Consider the following 15,559-nt stretch of genomic DNA (forward strand, 5'->3'; position numbering starts at 1 on the left):
TTGTGCGCGACAACCAACTTATTTTGATCGCAGCGATTACAAGACGTTATGCATCAGTCAACAAGCGTCAGGATCAGCGGGCCGTTTTTGGTGGAAACGACGGTGTGCTCGAACTGTACCGTGGGTGCACTAGGGTCGCTGTAGAGAGTCCATGGATCATCGTCGCCATCTTCTGCCCAATAGGCTCCCATGGACAGGAAGGGCTCGACAGTGAACACCATGCCCTCGGTCATAATGCGGGTTTCATCCTTATCCGGCCATGTGGCGAGTTCGGTCGGCTCCTCATGCAGGGAGCGGCCAATGCCGTGGCTGGCGAGGTTTGTTATGAGCGTATAGCGGTTCTTCTTGGCAAATGCGCCAATGGCATTGCCGATATCTGCCAGCGGACGACCGGCCTTGATCTGTTGCAGGCCGGTCCACATGGCCCGCTTGCCATCACGGCACAGACGCTCAATCTCTTTCTTGACCGGCGGAACGGCAAAGGAGGAGCCGGTATCGCCGAAAAAGCCATCCTTTACCGCAGAAACATCGATATTGACGAGATCGCCCGCCTTGATGATACGAGGGCCAGGAATGCCATGCGCCACCTCTTCATTGACGCTGATGCAGGTGGCACCCGGAAACTGGTAGCAGAACGCCGGCGCAGATTGCGCGCCGTTATCCTCCAGCACCTTGCGACCAATGGTATCCATCTCCAGCGTCGTCATGCCCGGCTCCATCCTGTCGGCCATGGTCTGCATCGCCAGTCCGCAGATGCGACCAATGTCTTTCAGCTTCGCCAGTTCTTCTTCGGTGGAGATAACCATTGTAGTTCCGTCGTTTTTTCAGGCCGTGGCTTTCGCGCTATCGGCGCGGCCAGTCAATTCTTTTCTGACGATTGGGGCGACTTTGGTGCCATAAAGCTCGATGCCGCGCATGATCTGATCGTGCGGCATAGGGCCAATTGCCATCTGCAACAGGAAGCGGTCGTTCTTGAACACGCCATGTGCCTTTATGATCTTTTCAGCCACCAACTCCGGATCTCCCAGAAACAGATTGCCCTCGGGGCCACGGGCCACATCATATTGGGCACGGTTGGTCGGTCCCCAGCCACGTTCACGACCGATACGGTTCATGACTTCAGCCTGCGGACCGTAAAACTGGTCAGCGGCTTTGTCGGTCGTGTCGGCAATGAAGCCATGCACATTTATACTGGNTTTCTGCTTCGTAATATCCTGACCGCCACGCCGAGCCGCCTCGCGGTAGAGATCGAACAATGGTGCATAGCGTTTATATTCACCGCCGATGATCGCCAGTGCGACCGGAAGACCCATTGCCCCTGCCCGCGCAACAGATTGCGGTGTGCCGCCAACGGCAATCCACACCGGGAGATGCTCCTGCAAGGGTCGTGGATAGACACCGCGCCCATTGATGGGCGGATGCTTGGTACCGGACCATGTGACAATTTCCTTTTCACGAAGGGCCAGCAGCAGGTCCAGCTTTTCGCTGAAAAGCTCGTCATAATCCTCCAGCGCATAACCGAACAACGGGTAGGATTCGATAAACGAGCCACGACCGGCCATGATTTCGGCACGACCATTGGACAACAGATCGACTGTTGCAAATTGCTGGAACACGCGAATGGGATCATCGGAACTCAACACCGAAACCGCGCTCGTCAGCCGGATGTTTTTTGTTTTGACGGCGGCGGCGGCAAGCACCGTGGACGGCGAGGAAACGGCATAATCCGGGCGGTGATGTTCGCCAAGTCCGAAAACATCCAGACCCACCTGATCGGCAAGCTCTATTTCTTCCAACAGGTCTTTCAGCCGGCGCGCACCTTCCGGTCCTTTACCGTTTGGTGCATTCGGATCGACATCCGCGAACGTATAGAGACCCAATTCCATGCCTAATCCCTCAATGATGTTCGTTGAGAGATAGGGATACAGCAGGACGGAGGCAAATCCAAAATCTGGAAGTAACCCTTCGATAAAATCGATGGACCGCGAGCGCGGAAAAGAATCGGAAACCAACCGCTTGGCNAAACTATTGGATCCGGTTCCTCAAGCCCCTTAAAGACGCTGTAACAGCGCCTCCATCTGCTCAGCTGCCGCATTCCACCCTTCTTCGAAGCCCATTTCCTCGTGGGTCTGTTTATCTTCGGCAGTCCAGTGCAGCGCCCGCGCCACATATTTCGTGGCGCCGTTTCCAGCGTCTTCGAACGTGACATAACCGGTCATGAAGGGACGTCCTCCCGGAATCCAACCCTCCCGGAACGCATCGGTGAAGACCAGGCGACGGTTGGGGACGACGTCGAGAAACACGCCGAGGTTTTCGTATATTTCGCCCGTCGGCGCATGCATTGTGGTATTGAAAGCACCGCCCGGCCGCAGGTCTATGACAGCCTGCGACGTTTGATACGGCAACGGCGCCCACCACTGGATAAGCAACTCGGGTTCGACCCATGCCTGAAACACCCTTTCAGGAGTCGCGTTGATAATACGGCTCAGCGACAATTCATGCTCTGCGATGTCTGGCATTTGCTGTCCCTCTCCCCTTGAACAGCGGCCATAATATCGCATTTCAGACTTTACTATAACTGCTTATTTTGGGCTGTTGCTCAAGGTGCGGGTAACGGCGTTTCTCCAGCCTTTGATCTTGCGCTCTCGCATCTCGCCGTCCATTTTCGGCTCGAAGCGACTGTCGCGGGACCATGCGTCGGAAAATGCTTTCATATCCGGCCATACACCTGCCTTGCTGCCCGCAAGCCAGGCCGCACCCAGCGCGGTTGTTTCCAGAATGACGGGTCGATCCACCGGCGCGTCGATAAGGTCGGACAGACGCTGCATCGTCCAGTCGGAGGCAACCATGCCGCCATNGACACGCAAGACAGTGTCGCCATTGGCGTTCTTCCAGTCCTTATGCATGGCGTCCAGCAAATCGGCGGTCTGGTAGCAGACGGCCTCCAGCGCCGCGCGGGCAAACTCGGCTGGCCCCGTGCCGCGCGTCAGACCGAACATCGCGCCACGCGCTTCCGCATCCCACCAGGGTGCGCCGAGGCCGACGAAGGCCGGCACCAGATAGACCTCCTGCGTGGCGTCCGCCTTATCCGCCAAAGCACCCGCTTCCGACGCTGCACCGATCATCTTCAGCCCGTCACGAAGCCACTGAACGGCAGCTCCCGCCACGAAGATCGATCCTTCCAGCGCATAAGTCGTCTTGCCGTCGAGGCGGTAGGCAATCGTCGTCAACAGCCGGTTTTTGGAGCGCACCATGTCTTCACCGGTGTTGAGAAGCGCAAAACAGCCGGTGCCATAGGTGGATTTCAACATGCCGGGCGCAAAGCAGGCCTGCCCGATAACGGCCGCGTGCTGATCACCAGCGACACCGAGAATAGGAATAGGTGCGCCGAACAGTTCCTCATCGGCAACGCCGAATTCCGCCGCGCAATCCAGAACTTCAGGCAGAATCGACGACGGAACGTCGAGAATGTCGAGTAGCTGCTTGTCCCACACATTCNTTTCGATGTTGAACATCAGCGTCCGCGATGCATTCGTGGCATCGGTCACAAAGGACTTCCCACCCGTCAGCCGCCAGATGAGGAAGGTATCGACGGTGCCGAAGCAAAGCTCACCCTTTTCGGCCCGTTTGCGTGCGCCTTTGATCTTGGAAAGCAGCCAGGACAGCTTTGTGCCGGAGAAATAAGGATCGAGCAGCAGGCCGGTCTTCTTGACGAAGGTCTTTTCGTGGCCTTCCTTTTTCAGCTTTTCGCAGAGTTTGGCGGTACGCCGATCCTGCCAGACAATGGCATTGTGCAGCGGTTTGCCGGTTTCCCGATCCCACAGCAGCGTCGTTTCGCGCTGGTTGGTAATGCCGATGGCAGCGATGTCGGATGCTTTAAGCTTGGCTTTTTCGAGAGCTTGGCGGATGGACCAGACGACGCTTTCCCATATTTCCTCCGGATCGTGCTCCACCCAGCCGGAATCGGGAAATATCTGCCGGAACTCCTTTTGTGCCGTCCCTGCCACCTGCATCGAACCATCNAAAACAATGGCGCGTGTCGATGTCGTGCCTTGGTCGATGGCGAGAATATAACCGCCCATACATGCCTCCCGGATATAAGTTTGGCGCAAGACAATATGCGCGGCCCCCAAAGTCAAGCCACAGCGTGTTATCCTTACGTGAAATCCGATTGCCAGNCCCCACGATTTAGGCATAACCTGCCGTAAATCGTTGCAACGTTGGGTNAAAAGGGGAACGCATGCATCGGACCGTGATCGTAACAGGCTCAACCAGTGGTATTGGTCTGGCTATAGCGCAAGCCTTCGCCAATGACGGCTGCAACGTCATGCTCAATGGATTCGGCGTTGAGCATGAGATCGAAGACACGCGCCTCCTGATGGAAGCGGAGAGCGGAACACGTGTTCTCTACCANCCCGCCGACATGACCAAGCCGGACGAGATTGCCGATCTCATCAAGACAACCCACGAAAAGCTGGGCTCAGTGGACATCCTGGTCAACAATGCGGGCGTTCAGCACGTTGCGCCGGTGGAAGATTTCCCGCCGGAAAAGTGGGACCAGATCATCGCCATCAATCTGACCAGTTCTTTTCATACCATGCGGGCTGCCATTCCACTGATGAAAGCTGGGGGAAAAGGCCGCATCATCAACATCGCCTCGGCCCACGGGCTCGTCGCCTCACCTTATAAATCTGCCTATGTCGCGGCNAAACATGGTATCATCGGGCTGACAAAATCCGCAGCGCTCGAGCTTGCCGAAACCGGAATTACCGTCAATGCCATATGCCCCGGCTATGTGCTGACCTCTCTGGTGGAAAAGCAGATACCCGATACGGCCAAGGCACGCGGCATCAGCGAGGACGAGGTGAAGAACGATGTTCTCCTACGGCTGCAAGCGACGAAGGAATTCGTGAAGGTCGAGGACATCGCAGCGACCGCGATTTTTCTGGCCAGCGATGCGGCCAAACAGATCACTGGCACGCATATTTCCATCGACGGCGGTTGGACCGCCCAATAATCAGAACGCATACGAAGGCTACGCATGAAAGACGCAATCAGCTTCATCCTCAACAACGAGACAGTGTCTCTTCGGGATTTCGGCCCGACGGAAACGCTGCTCGATTATCTGAGGCTGCAAAAACGACTGACCGGCACCAAGGAGGGCTGCGCCGAAGGCGACTGCGGCGCTTGCACGGTGCTGGTCGGGCGTCTGATCGATGGCTCGTTGCGCTATGAGACCGTCAATGCCTGCATCCGCTTCATAGGCTCGTTACACGGCACGCATATCGTCACCATAGAGCATCTTGCTGGCAAAAATGGAATGCTGCATCCGGTGCAGCAGGCAATGGTCGATTACCATGGTTCGCAGTGCGGCTTCTGCACACCCGGTTTCGTCATGTCGCTCTATGGCCTGTGGTTGACCAGCGACAAGCCGTCGCGTGCAGACATCGAAAAGGCCTTGCAGGGCAATCTCTGTCGCTGCACGGGTTACGAGCCGATCATACGCGCTGCCGAAAGCGTGACGGCTGCCAAGCCGAGCACTCTGTTTGACCCGATAGAGCGGGATCGCGCCAGCATCATGTCCCGCCTATGGGCCATCCAGATGAACGAGACCATTGTCGTCAGCAAGGGTGACTGTCGCTCGATCATNCCCTCCAACCTCTCGGAATTCGCGCAAGTATACGCCGCCGAACCCAAGGCGACCATCGTCGCCGGCTCCACCGATGTCGGCTTGTGGGTGACAAAGCAGATGCGGGCGTTGAATCCCGTGATCTTCATTAATCACTTGAACGACCTGCAATCCATTTCGGTTGAGAATGACGGCATTTCGATAGGCGCCGGCGTGACTTACGCCCATGCCTTCACCGTTCTGGCAAAGCACATTCCACCCTTCGCCCGCCTGATCGACCGCATCGGCGGTCAGCAGGTGCGCAATATGGGAACGATAGGCGGCAACATCGCCAACGGCTCACCTATCGGCGATACCCCACCGGCGCTGATTGCGCTGGGTGCGACGCTGACCTTGCGCTCGGCGTCCGGTAGCCGGACCATGCTGCTCGAAGAATACTTCATCGATTACGGCAAGCAGGACCGTCTCACTGGCGAGTTCGTGGAGAAAANTTTCGTACCAGTCCCAACCGCCGATACGCATTACGCTATCTACNAAATCTCCAAACGCCATGATGAGGATATTTCCGCCCTCTGCGCCGCCTATCATCTCAAACTTGATGCGGCAGGCACCGTGGAAGATATCCGCATCGCCTTCGGCGGCATGGCGGTAACGCCGAAGCGTGCAGCAAAACTGGAAGAAGCGTTGATGGGAAAGACCTGGAGCATGGAAACCATCGAGGCTGTTCGTGATACCATTGATGAGGATTTCCGGCCGCTGACGGACTGGCGCGCTACCGCCGAGTACCGGATGCTGACGGCAAAGAACCTACTCACCCGGTTCTTTCTTGAGACATCCGGTGAACGCCAAGAGTTGCAGCGTTTCGCGCTGGCGGAGGCTTGACCATGGATACCAACACTTTCGAACGCACCAAAACCGTCATCGACGGCAAGATGCATGGATCATTACGGCATGATTCAGCACACAAGCATGTCACCGGAAGTGCCGAATATATCGATGATATTCCAGAACCCGCAGGCATGATCCACGGTGCCATCGGCATGGCCGACCGAGCGCACGCCGAAATCGTGTCGATCGACTTGTCCGAAGTAGAAGCCACGCCCGGCGTTCTGTGGGTGATGACCGGCAAGGATGTTCCGGGTGAAAACGATGTTTCCTCCGGTGGACGTCACGATGAGCCGTTGCTGGCGGAAAAGCTGGTGCAATTTCACGGCCAGCCGATCTTTGCCGTGTTCGCCGAAACCCGCGATATTGCCCGTAAGGCTGCCCGCAAGGCGAAAATCACATACAACGATCTGCCGCATTGGAGCGACATCGACGGAGCGCTTGAAAACGGAGAACCGCTGGTCACGCCTGGCATGGTGTTGCAACGTGGCGAAGCAGAACTGGAAATGGACGTCGCGCCGCGTCGGTTGACCGGCACGATGCGGATCGGCGGGCAGGAGCACTTTTATCTGGAAGGCCACATCGCTATGGCGGTGCCGGACGAAGACGATGAAGTGACGGTGTGGAGTTCCACTCAGCACCCCAGCGAAATCCAGCACATCGTCAGCCATATTCTGCAAGTGCCTTCCAACGCCGTGACCGTGCAGGTACGTCGCATGGGCGGCGGCTTCGGCGGCAAGGAAACGCAGGGCAATCAGTTTGCCGCACTCTGCGCTATCGCCGCCAAGAAACTGAACCTTGCCGTCAAAATGCGCCCTGATCGCGATGAAGACATGACCGCCACCGGCAAGCGCCACGACTTCCGCGTCGACTACGAACTCGGCTTCGATGAGGAAGGCCGAATTCACGCCGTAGACGCAACCTATGCAGCCCGCTGCGGCTTCTCGTCCGACCTCTCCGGTCCCGTCACGGACCGCGCACTTTTCCACGCGGATTCAAGCTATTTCTATCCGCATGTAAAACTGCAATCGAAGCCCTTGAAAACACACACGGTTTCCAACACAGCCTTCCGCGGTTTCGGCGGCCCGCAAGGCATGCTGGGGGCGGAACGCTTCATCGAGGAAATCGCTTACGCGGTTGGCAAGGACCCGCTTGAAATCCGCAAACTGAATTTCTACGGCCAGCAGGGTTCAGGCCGTACCCTGACGCCTTACCATCAGGAAGTCGAAGACAACATCATCGCTCGTGTCGTTGAAGAATTGGAAAGCTCCAGCGATTATCAGGCGCGGCGAGAGGCTATCATCGAGTTCAACAAGACCAGTCCCGTTATCCGCAAAGGCATTGCGCTGACGCCGGTAAAATTCGGCATCTCCTTCACCATGACCGCCTTCAATCAGGCCGGAGCCCTTGTCCATATCTACAATGACGGCTCCATTCACCTGAACCATGGCGGCACCGAAATGGGCCAGGGCCTTTACACCAAGGTCGCCCAGGTCGTCGCCGATGCGTTTCAGGTGGATATCGACAGGGTCAAAATCACGGCTACCACCACCGGCAAGGTACCGAATACCTCTGCCACTGCCGCCTCCTCCGGCACCGATCTCAACGGCATGGCCGCATATGATGCCGCACGCCAGATCAAGGAACGCCTCGTCAAGTTCGCCATGGNAAAATGGAATGTGGGCGAGGATCAGGTGAGGTTCCTTCCTAACCGTGTCAGTGTCGGAACAGAAGAAATCGCCTTCAACGACTTCATCAAACAGGCCTATTTCGCCCGCGTCCAACTGTCCGCCGCTGGCTTTTACAAGACACCAAAAATCCATTGGGACCGCGCAGCCGGCAAAGGCACGCCGTTCTATTACTTCGCCTACGGCGCATCCGTGTCGGAAGTCTCCATCGATACGCTGACCGGCGAATATATGATGGAGCGCACCGATATTCTCCACGATGTTGGCAAATCGTTGAACCCGGCCATCGACATCGGCCAGGTCGAAGGCGCTTTCGTGCAGGGCATGGGCTGGCTGACGACCGAGGAATTGTGGTGGGATGCCAAGGGGCGACTGCGCACCCACGCGCCCTCCACTTACAAGATACCGCTAGCCTCCGACCGTCCGAAAATCTTCAACGTCAAACTGGCAGAGTGGTCCGAAAACGCCGAGCCCACCATTGGCCGTTCCAAGGCCGTGGGCGAACCGCCTTTCATGCTGGCGAACTCGGTGCTGGAGGCGCTGTCTATGGCGGTGGCCAGTGTCGCAGATTACAAAGTCTGCCCACGGCTGGACGCGCCAGCAACGCCTGAAAGGGTGTTGATGGCGGTAGAGCGGTTGAAAAAGGTGTGAGGCGATGAAGCAGCGCTCGAGTGCAGGGCAGCCCCCCTCTGGCTTGCCAAGGCCAACGCCCATGCCTGATGCCTCCCTCCAGAGCTTCCTCGAATCCCCCACCATCCTCATCGAAATCGAATCCGTCAAAGGGTCCGCTCCACGGGAAGCTGGCACGTTCATGCTCGTCTCCGATGACCGCATATGGCAAACCATCGGCGGTGGGCAGTTCGAATATATGGCGATTGACCATGCCCGAGCCATGCTGGCGGGCAGAACGGCAATTGACATCATGGACATTCCACTCGGTCCCGAAATCGGCCAATGTTGTGGTGGCCGCACGCTACTGAAATTCACCAAGGTCACGCCCGCGATAACGGAGGCGTTAAAGCAACGCCTGGCACAGGATCGTAAATCCCAACCCGCGGTCTTCATTTTCGGTGCGGGCCATGTGGGCAAGGCCTTGGCGCAGACATTGTCGTTACTACCGCTATCCGTCTCAGTTATTGAAACCCGCGCGGAAGAACTTCAGGACCTGCCCGAGACCGTCACATCACATCTGACTGCGATGCCGGAAGTAATAGTCAATAACATTCCGACAGGTGGTGCTCTCATCATCGTCACCCATGACCATGCGTTAGATTTCCTGATTGCGAAGGAGGCACTTAACCGAACCGATCTTGCCTATGTCGGCATGATCGGCTCAAAGACCAAGCGCGCCACCTTTGCGCATTGGCTGGAACGTGAAGGTGAACCGACCTCGACTCTGGCCCGGCTCGTTCTGCCAATTGGCGGCACTGTCGTAAAAGACAAGCGCCCTGCCGTCATAGCGACCTTGGTAGCAGCCGAAGTGCTTCACGCAATTCATCGCTTTGCTGCTCCCTCCCCGGCCCGATCTGAGCGCGGCCATCCAGCAGGCCAAGATCACGCTTAATGTGGTCTTGTAGCTCGTCCTCCTGAGAATTACCCGGCCGAGCTGACTTTCGCACAAACCACTCCGCTGTCCATAGTCGCGCAAATAGCCGTGGCCAGACGCTGAAAGCGGCTGTACTCATATCATTTCTCCTAAGCTCTTTTGATGCTATGCAAGAGAAATGCTCCTGTTTCCATGGNAAAACCAATGAAACTTCTGAAGATATGGATAAAGAGAACTTATCCATGAAGCTATCCCGTAACGTCCCATTAAATGCGATGCGCGTGCTGGAAAGTGCCGCCCGTCACCTGAGTTTTACCAAGGCTGGCGAGGAACTGGGCATGACGCAGACAGCGGTGAGCTACCAGATCAAATTGCTGGAGGATTTCGTTGGCGCGCCGCTGTTTTTACGCAAGCCAAGGCAGGTTGCGTTGACCGAAACGGGCGAATTGCTGGCAGGCCGGGCGTCGCAAGCCTTCAGCATTCTGGCAACGGCAGTGGAAGAAGCTCGTAACAGAACGGCGGATATCCTCATCATTTCCTGCACTACGACATTTGCGCACCAGTGGTTGGCCAAACGGTTGGGCGTGTTTCAGGCGCGGCATCCGCAAATTGCGGTGCAACTGGCACTTTCCAACGAAATCGTGGATTTTTCGCGCACCAACGTCGATATCGGTATACGTTGGGGCAAAGGCGATTGGCCTGGCCTGATCAGCCGTCGCATCATGCGGCTCGATTTTGCGCCGGTCGTCAGTCCCACGCTGGCAGCGACCATCGGCGGAATGAAGCACCCCTCCGATATTCTCAAGCTGCCTATCATCAGCCCGAATGACAGGTGGTGGAAACATTGGTTTGCGGAGGCTGGTGTCACGGAAACCGATCTGGACAGTCGCACCCGGAGCGATTTCGGCATTCAAAACCTGGAAGCGCAGGCGGCGATAGCAGGACACGGCGTTGCCATCGTCAATCCTGTGCACTTTGCGGAAGACATCGCCTCTGGACGTCTGTTGCAACCGTTCGATCTGGTTTGTAACGATGGTCATGACTACTGGCTGGTTCACACCGAAGCGCGCCGCAACGTCGCCAAAATCAAAGCCTTCACGGAGTGGATGCAGGAGGAATTTCCGACAGAAACCTGATGTAGAGCAACAATATCTGCGCGTTTCGCACAACGCCCCTTTTCTGATCGGTAAATATTTCGCACAGTGCGTTGCAAAGTCAGGGGAACAGAATGTACGAATACGCCATTGCGTGGGAATGGATGGCCTTTGCCGTCCGCTGGCTGCACGTTATTACCGCCATTGCCTGGATTGGCTCATCTTTCTATTTCATCGCGCTCGATCTGGGATTGGTAAAGCGCGCGCATTTGCCGCCGGGTGCTTATGGCGAAGAGTGGCAGGTGCATGGCGGCGGCTTCTATCATATCCAGAAATATCTGGTCGCGCCTGCGCAGATGCCGGAACATCTGACATGGTTCAAATGGGAAAGCTATGCCACATGGCTCTCCGGATTTGCCATGCTCTGCATCGTCTACTATGGCGGCGCGGATCTCTTTCTCATCGATCATTCCGTGCTGGAACTCACGCAGTTCCAGGCCATCTGTCTGTCGCTGGCGTCGCTTGTCATTGGCTGGGTGTTTTATGACCTGCTGTGCAAATCGCCAATCGGCAACAACACCTGGGGCCTGATGGCCGTGCTTTACATTGCGCTGGTGGGCATGGCCTGGGGCTATACGCAGATATTCACCGGTCGTGCCGCTTTCCTGCATCTGGGCGCCTTCACAGCCACCATCATGTCGGCCAACGTCTTCATGATCATCATTCCCAACCAGAAGATCGTCGTCGCGGACCTCATTGCAGGCCGCACACCGGACCCGAAATATGGCCGTATCGCCAAGCAGCGCTCGTTGCACAACAACTATCTGACGCTGCCCGTCATCNTTTTCATGCTGTCGAACCACTATCCGCTGGCCTTTGCAACGCAGTTCAATTGGATAATTGCAGCACTGGTATTCCTGATGGGCGTCACGATCCGGCACTGGTTCAACACCACCCACGCCCGCAAGGGTAGACCAACATGGACATGGCTGGTCACGGTCCTGANTTTCATCGTCATCATGTGGCTCTCCACCGCGCCGAAGATACTGACGGGTGAGCAGGAAGAGAAAGCGGCAACACTCTCCCCCACACAGCAGCTTTTTGCCGCTGATGTTCATTTCGCCTCCGCGCGGGATGTCGTGCAGAGCCGCTGTTCCATGTGCCATGCGGCAGAGCCGGTCTGGGAGGGTGTTCCCTTTACCCCGAAGTCGGTAAAGCTTGAGACGGATGCACAAATTGCGGCGCATGCGCGGGAAATCTATTTACAGGCGGGCCGCAGCCATGCCATGCCCCCCGGCAACATCACGGCGATCACGCCGCAAGAACGCAAGGTGCTGACCGCATGGTATGAGAGCGCCGTATCCCAAGGAAGAACGGAATGAGCATGCTTCTGCTGCGCGGACGACTTTTGAGCTTCAACCGCGCACCGCACTCCATCGATGACACAGCAAGTTACCTTTATATCGAAGATGGCGGGTTGCTGATCGAGGACGGCAAGATCAGCGCCATTGGCGAGTATGAAGATATTCTTGCGCGGGTGCCCGAGGGTGTGGNAAAAAAAGACCACCGGCCTCACCTCATCGTCCCCGGCCTGATTGATCTGCACATGCATTTCCCGCAGATGCAGGTCATCGGCTCCTACGCCGCCAATCTGTTGGAGTGGTTGAATACCTATACGTTCCCGGAAGAATGCCGCTTCGTGGAAAGCACCCATGCAAAACGCATCGCCACGCATTTCTACGACGAACTCCTTCGCCACGGCACGACGACGGCGGCGGCTTATTGTTCTGTTCACAAAACATCTGCCGACGCCTTTTTCGCCGAAGCCATGAAGCGCAACATGCTGATGGTGGGCGGCAAGGTGATGATGGACCGCAACGCTCCGCAAGGCCTGCTGGACACACCGCAACTCGGTTACGACGAAACGCGCCAGGTGATTGCCGCCTGGCACGGCAAAGGCCGCAACCACGTCGCCATCANCCCCCGCTTCGCCATTACTTCGACACCGAAACAGATGGAAGCCGCCCAGGCTCTTGCGCAGGAATTTCCTGACCTGTTCATCCAGACCCATTTGTCCGAAAACCTGGACGAGATCAAATACACCTGCGAGCTTTACCCGGATGCCATCGACTATACGGATATCTACGTCCGCTACGGTCTGATGGGCAGCAAGACGCTGCTCGGCCACGCCATTCATCTGTCGGATCGCGAAGCGGATGTACTCTCAGAAACCGGCGCCGTCGCTGTTCACTGCCCGACATCCAACCTGTTCATCGGCTCCGGACTGTTTCCAATGAAGACGCTGCAACGGCGCGAAAAGCCAGTGCGCATTGCCGTTGCGACCGATATTGGCGGCGGATCGAGCTATTCCATGCTGCGGACCATGGATGAGGCCTACAAGATTCAGCAACTTCTGGGAGAACGTCTGAACCCGCTGGAAAGCTGGTATCTTATGACGCGCGGCAATGCCGAAGCCCTTTCGATGGTCGACAAAATTGGCACTCTCGAAGTCGGCACGGATGCGGATATTGCTGTGCTAAACGCATCAGCAACGCCCGCAATGGCGCTGAAAATGGAGGTTGTTAACAGCCTGACAGAAGAACTGTTTCTCATGCTGACGATGGGAGACGACCGTGCAGTAGAGGAAACCTATATTGCAGGCATAGGTGCAAAAACCGTTATCTGACTTTCGCCAGTCAATACCGTCTGCGCACCGGTCAGAGCTGCGTCCAGTGTTCCGAGCTTAAAACTCAGAGCAAATGAAATGTGCGGCTTTTGCCGCCCNTTTTTCCGCCTACAAATGATCAGCTAGCGAGAAGGCCGGATGGACTGTTTGTTGCCTTATCGAACCGCTTCTGCCGCACATCCCGGTGACTGTTCTTCAACATGCTGGCATATTCGAACACAGTCCTCGGCGTCCAGACGCCGGCAGCGACCCTTGAATTCAGATAGTCTGCCGTGATCGACCCAATATCAACCCCTGTTCCAGCATCCAGCAACACCTTGACCGTCCATGCACAATTCCTGCGCAGCAGATAGTAACGCGCCTTCTTTGCAAGCAAAGCTTCCCAGGTTCGTTTCATCCGCGCCTCGTCGAGGCCGGAAATCGACACCCGCCCTATAGGAGGGCCGCCTTCAGCGACGACATCCTGATCGTAGGTATATGGATGGACGGGTACGCCCATTTCTTTACTTCCGTCATCNTTTCCAGGCCACCAACTGACATATGTTTGCTGACCGGCACTTTGTCCGGCACCAATCAAAAGCGAAACATGACCGACACGTCCAGGAAGGTCAGCAGGCCAGAAATTCAACAATATCATGGTTAACTCCGATCACACCGATTTCGAATTAATCTATCTCAGGTAGTATAATTTATAATCTGGAGTTTCACAGCGTGTAAAAGGCGATTTTATGGCAAAGCGACTTTACCTGCGGTTCGAGTTATCCGCGAACTCATGCCAAAAGCGCTGTCCTGCATCCGAGCGATCGAGACTTTTTACACAAATTCAGATGTTACAAATGACACTCTCATGTTAGGTGAAGATGTTATTCAAATTTGAAGGCTTCATCCATGGGCAAAGTTCTTACCATTGCGGACTTGAAGAAACAGGCACAACGTCGCGTGCCGAAAATGTTCTTCGATTATGCGGATAGTGGCGCGTGGACGGAGAGCACCTATCGCGCAAACGAAGATGANTTTTCCAAGATCAAACTGCGCCAACGGGTTCTCGTTGACATGACAGACCGGTCGCTGGCGACAGAGATGATTGGGGAAAAGGTATCAATGCCCGTGGCCCTTGCACCCACCGGCCTTACCGGTATGCAGCACGCGGACGGCGAGATGCTGGCCGCGAAAGCCGCGGAAGAGTTCGGCGTTCCCTTCACTCTGTCGACCATGAGCATATGCTCCATCGAAGACGTCGCCTCCGTCACTTCGCGGCCGTTCTGGTTCCAGCTTTACGTGATGAAGGACCGCGATTTCGTCAATAACCTGATCGACCGTGCCAAGGCCGCAAAGTGCTCCGCGCTGGTTCTGACGCTAGACCTTCAAATTCTCGGCCAGCGTCACAAGGATCTGCGAAACGGGCTATCCGCGCCGCCAAAATTCACGCCAAAGCATATCTGGCAGATGGCAACGCGCCCGCAATGGTGCCTGGATATGGCGCGCACAAAACGGCGCAGCTTTGGCAATATCGTTGGCCATGCCAAGAACGTGTCCGATCTGTCCTCGCTGTCGTCGTGGACGGCGGAGCAGTTCGACCCGCGCCTGTCCTGGAAGGATGTCGAATGGATCAAGGAGCGTTGGGGTGGCAAACTCATCCTCAAGGGCATTCTGGATGAGGAGGACGCCCGTGCCGCCGCCGATACCGGTGCGGATGCCATCATTGTTTCCAATCATGGCGGCCGCCAGCTCGACGGGGCGCTTTCATCCATCGAAATATTGCCGAAAATCGTTGATGCCGTTGGCGACAAGATCGAAGTGCACATGGATGGCGGCATCCGCTCCGGTCAGGACGTGTTGAAGGCCATCGCGCTGGGCGCCAAGGGCACCTATATCNGCCGGCCGTTCCTCTATGGTCTCGGCGCTGGCGGCAAGCTTGGCGTTACCACCGCACTGGAAATCATCCGCAAAGAAATGGATGTCACCATGGCGCTGTGCGGCAAACGACTATTGACCGATGTTGACCGGACCATTCTCGTACGTTGAAAAGGC

General features: G+C 56.4%; 13 protein-coding genes. 8 read left to right on the forward strand and 5 right to left on the reverse strand.

Going from position 1 to position 15,559, the window contains the following annotated elements; translation table 11 throughout:
- Positions 1 to 53: 53 nt before the first annotated feature.
- From map to glpK, 4 genes are all read right to left on the reverse strand, one after another.
- Positions 54 to 806, reverse strand: a complete 753-nt coding sequence (gene map / locus CUC55_RS20380; protein WP_067644813.1) for a type I methionyl aminopeptidase — start codon at positions 804 to 806, stop codon at positions 54 to 56.
- Positions 807 to 824: 18 nt separating this feature from the next.
- Positions 825 to 1,886 carry an LLM class flavin-dependent oxidoreductase gene (locus CUC55_RS20385; RefSeq protein WP_103089215.1) on the reverse strand — a complete coding sequence of 354 codons (1,062 nt, stop codon included), beginning with the start codon at positions 1,884 to 1,886 and terminating at the stop codon, positions 825 to 827.
- A gap of 165 nt (positions 1,887 to 2,051) precedes the next feature.
- Complete coding sequence (locus CUC55_RS20390; protein ID WP_067644810.1) at positions 2,052 to 2,519, reverse strand: SRPBCC family protein; 468 nt, start codon at positions 2,517 to 2,519, stop codon at positions 2,052 to 2,054.
- A 63-nt stretch (positions 2,520 to 2,582) separates the two neighbouring features.
- A complete protein-coding gene (gene glpK, locus CUC55_RS20395) occupies positions 2,583 to 4,082 on the reverse strand; it encodes a glycerol kinase GlpK (protein ID WP_103088972.1) in 1,500 nt (499 codons plus the stop codon).
- Between the two features lie 158 nt (positions 4,083 to 4,240).
- Between glpK and CUC55_RS20400 the strand changes: the two genes are divergently transcribed.
- The 7 genes from CUC55_RS20400 (at position 4,241) to guaD (ending at position 13,528) form a co-directional block, all read left to right on the forward strand.
- Positions 4,241 to 5,017: a 3-hydroxybutyrate dehydrogenase gene (locus CUC55_RS20400; RefSeq protein ID WP_103088973.1), complete on the forward strand. Its 777-nt coding sequence runs from the start codon at positions 4,241 to 4,243 to the stop codon at positions 5,015 to 5,017.
- Between the two features lie 24 nt (positions 5,018 to 5,041).
- Positions 5,042 to 6,511: a xanthine dehydrogenase small subunit gene (xdhA, locus tag CUC55_RS20405; protein WP_103088974.1), complete on the forward strand. Its 1,470-nt coding sequence runs from the start codon at positions 5,042 to 5,044 to the stop codon at positions 6,509 to 6,511.
- Positions 6,512 to 6,513: 2 nt separating this feature from the next.
- Positions 6,514 to 8,853, forward strand: a complete 2,340-nt coding sequence (xdhB, locus tag CUC55_RS20410) for a xanthine dehydrogenase molybdopterin binding subunit (RefSeq protein WP_170063928.1) — start codon at positions 6,514 to 6,516, stop codon at positions 8,851 to 8,853.
- Between the two features lie 61 nt (positions 8,854 to 8,914).
- Positions 8,915 to 9,766: a xanthine dehydrogenase accessory protein XdhC gene (gene xdhC / locus CUC55_RS20415; protein ID WP_067644795.1), complete on the forward strand. Its 852-nt coding sequence runs from the start codon at positions 8,915 to 8,917 to the stop codon at positions 9,764 to 9,766.
- A gap of 224 nt (positions 9,767 to 9,990) precedes the next feature.
- A complete protein-coding gene (locus tag CUC55_RS20420) occupies positions 9,991 to 10,884 on the forward strand; it encodes a LysR substrate-binding domain-containing protein (RefSeq protein ID WP_067645588.1) in 894 nt (297 codons plus the stop codon).
- 92 nt (positions 10,885 to 10,976) lie between these two features.
- Complete coding sequence (gene puuD, locus CUC55_RS20425) at positions 10,977 to 12,224, forward strand: urate hydroxylase PuuD (RefSeq protein ID WP_103088975.1); 1,248 nt, start codon at positions 10,977 to 10,979, stop codon at positions 12,222 to 12,224.
- A complete protein-coding gene (gene guaD, locus CUC55_RS20430; RefSeq protein WP_103088976.1) occupies positions 12,221 to 13,528 on the forward strand; it encodes a guanine deaminase in 1,308 nt (435 codons plus the stop codon). Before puuD ends, guaD begins: the two co-directional genes overlap by 4 nt.
- 118 nt (positions 13,529 to 13,646) lie before the next feature.
- On the opposite strand, the gene CUC55_RS20435 is transcribed toward guaD, so the two are convergent.
- A complete protein-coding gene (locus tag CUC55_RS20435) occupies positions 13,647 to 14,027 on the reverse strand; it encodes a hypothetical protein (protein WP_157940986.1) in 381 nt (126 codons plus the stop codon).
- 389 nt (positions 14,028 to 14,416) lie between these two features.
- Here CUC55_RS20435 and CUC55_RS20440 point away from each other — a divergent pair, with 389 nt between their 5' ends.
- On the forward strand, positions 14,417 to 15,553 hold the full coding sequence (locus tag CUC55_RS20440; RefSeq protein ID WP_170063929.1) for an alpha-hydroxy acid oxidase: 1,137 nt from the start codon (positions 14,417 to 14,419) through the stop codon (positions 15,551 to 15,553).
- Positions 15,554 to 15,559 lie beyond the last annotated feature (6 nt).

This window comes from Agrobacterium bohemicum, assembly GCF_002896715.1.
Classification (GTDB): Bacteria; Pseudomonadota; Alphaproteobacteria; order Rhizobiales; family Rhizobiaceae; genus Agrobacterium; species Agrobacterium bohemicum.

What these genes read in the sequence shown, in the direction of transcription:
- CUC55_RS20390 (WP_067644810.1), bottom strand. Translation starts at nt 2,519, where the DNA reads ATGCCAGACATCGCAGAGCATGAATTGTCGCTGAGCCGTATTATCAAC.
- CUC55_RS20435 (WP_157940986.1), bottom strand. Translation starts at nt 14,027, where the DNA reads ATGGGCGTACCCGTCCATCCATATACCTACGATCAGGATGTCGTCGCT.
- xdhC (WP_067644795.1), top strand. Translation starts at nt 8,915, where the DNA reads ATGCCTGATGCCTCCCTCCAGAGCTTCCTCGAATCCCCCACCATCCTC.
- CUC55_RS20420 (WP_067645588.1), top strand. Translation starts at nt 9,991, where the DNA reads ATGAAGCTATCCCGTAACGTCCCATTAAATGCGATGCGCGTGCTGGAA.
- map (WP_067644813.1), bottom strand. Translation starts at nt 806, where the DNA reads ATGGTTATCTCCACCGAAGAAGAACTGGCGAAGCTGAAAGACATTGGT.